This window comes from Spiribacter salilacus, from assembly GCF_009649225.1.
Taxonomy (GTDB): Bacteria; Pseudomonadota; Gammaproteobacteria; order Nitrococcales; family Nitrococcaceae; genus Spiribacter; species Spiribacter salilacus.
Window position 1 is genome coordinate 15,270 of record NZ_WJPP01000006.1, and the last position, 2,411, is coordinate 17,680.

The window sequence follows — 2,411 nt, forward strand, 5'->3', positions numbered from 1 at the left end:
ATCCTGCACCGATTAAACAACAACAGTGAATAAAACGGCTTAACTCAAATTTCATCCGCGACTTCCAGCTCGACACCCAACTCATCGAGTAGAGTACCATCTGATAGCCGTAGTGATGACTTTGCCAACTCGTAACGAACCTCAGCATCGATAGCGCGTAGCCGTGCAATGTTAAGCGCATCTTCCCGGCCAAGCACGGCCCGCACAGACGATTCTCCACGCTCAAACGCTGTTCGCTCACGCTGCAATAACTGATTCAGAATCATCACGTTATCGTTATGGCTTTGCAGTTCTTGGTAAGTGGTGCTGACTTGATTTAAACGGTTCATCAGCTGATTACCCACTTCGCCACGAATGGCTTTAGCTTCTAGCTGCGATTGCCGAACCTGCGCGCGGGCCACGGCTTCTTCTGCGCGCCCGCGCCGACTGCCGCCAAGCTTGGTTGACCACTCAATGCCAGCCACCCACTCGGGGTACTCACTCTCAAACGATTCATCAAAGGCATCGCTCAGCGAATTTTCAAAACTTCTGGCGTTTTGCCCGTAAGAAAGAATTAAATCTAGGCTGCTACGCCGATCGTCTTGAACCATCTTGATCGACTCATACCCAATCGCGACCTGCTTGTTGGCAATTTGATAACTTGGCCAAATATCGAGCACTTGCGCCACATAGGCTGAAAAATCCTCAGGCGGGTTAATCGGCCCAATATCTGGCTCAGCAGCTGCCTCAAATTCCCAGTCTCCGTATTCAACGGGGTCGACGTCGAGCAAGCGGCGCATTTCCGCTTGTGACTGACTCACCTGCTGCGATGCCGCTGCTAGCTCGGCCTGCCGTACCAGCAAGCCAGACTCCGCATCATCAATGGCACTCTGCGGCAGCCGCCCGGCCAACACTAAGCGCCGTGAATCCTCTAACAATGCCTCGGCATTGGCCACAGAGCCAGACGTTAGCGCCGCTGTGCGCTGTGCGCGATACATCTGCCAGTAGGTTCGCAGCACATTAAAGCTGCTATCCAATAAGCGGCGTTGCATTTGCTGATGGGCAATATCTAACTGATGCTTGGCCTGCTGAACCGCACCTTTAATGCCCACCGCACCGCGGCCGCGCAACAGCGGCTGACGAATTTCAAAGCGTACATTTGCGATAACATCATCAAAGCCATCTGGATCATCACCTGATGAAGCATTACTAAACCGATCGCTTGCCTCATAACTCAGCGTAATCTCAGCACCCGTGCCCACCAAGGAGCGAATACCAAACTCCCCATAGCTCGTTTCATCAATCAAAACGGGGCGATCAGGCCGATCGAGGCTATTTTTACGCTCAGTTTCGCTACGCTCTACATTGGCAAAAAACTCAGGCTGCCAGCCACCTTTTTCTGCCTCCACGCGCTGTTCACCAATTTCAATATCTTCTGCGGCAATTAACACATCGGTATTTCGCAGTAAGGCCCACTGCACCGCCGTTGAGGGATCAAACGCCAGCGCACCGCCATGCTCAGCACGCAGTGCACGCTCAAGCGCCTCGGCATCGAGCTGTGCCGCGTTGTTACCAAAGGCTATAGGCGCAGCTAAGACCACAGACCCTATCGTTAAACGCTTTAAAAACGTACGCATCGTTTTATGCTTCCTTTGCCAACCGTTCAATCTGACTGAGCGAGGTTAAATGCGAGAACATGGGCGCTAAGTAACGTTTATCCCGAATCTCTAGGAAGAGTTTGTCAGATAGGTTGTAAATCCGCTCCTCATTAATCACGTAACAACCCGTTACATTCCGCATTGTGTCGCCTTGGCGTACCCGCATATTCAGCGGATTAAACAAATTATGCTCTGAGAGGAAATGGCAAAACTGTTGGGTGAACACCTCCATTTGCTGCATTTCGCCCAAATAACGCTTCACATTCTCAACCACTCCCGTTGGCTCGCCTTCGTCGTCAAATAAGGGCTCGCCTTCCTCAGCACTCACAAAATCAGAGTCTTCGTCTAAACAAACCGTAAATTGATCTTCATCTTCACCCAGTCGCGCCAGCGCAAAGGGATAGCGGCGAATAATGGCGGGCACGTAGGAGGCATTCCAGCTGCCGTCTTCAGCTAAAAACAAATTCTCACCCGCCTCTAAGCCCAATAACACCACGGGCCGAAACTCATCTTTTTCTTTATCTTCAAGAAAAACAATAGGATAAACGGATGCGGCCCGCGCAAATTCGTGCACCATCAGCGAGGCAATATGAAAGCCTTTCGCAAAGCCAAAGTTATCAATTGGCTTCACTTTGAGATTGGCATGGGTTTCACGATTTAACGGGACTAATTTGCTAAACATTTTTTCTCCATGAAAATTGGTAATTTATAATAATTGCAGGATAAACGGGTACTTCCGCACATCCTTGCAATGCCTTGCATTACCTTGAAACG

At 50.4% G+C, this 2,411-nt stretch carries 2 protein-coding genes; both read right to left on the reverse strand.

Annotated elements, in window-relative coordinates; translation table 11 throughout:
* Positions 1-44 precede the first annotated feature (44 nt).
* Positions 45-1,616, reverse strand: coding sequence for a TolC family protein (locus tag GH984_RS10440; RefSeq protein WP_153720166.1), 1,572 nt, complete (start codon positions 1,614-1,616; stop codon positions 45-47).
* Positions 1,617-1,620: 4 nt separating this feature from the next.
* Entirely contained in the window at positions 1,621-2,319 is a 699-nt protein-coding gene (locus GH984_RS10445; RefSeq protein ID WP_153720167.1) for a SapC family protein, read from the reverse strand.
* Positions 2,320-2,411 lie beyond the last annotated feature (92 nt).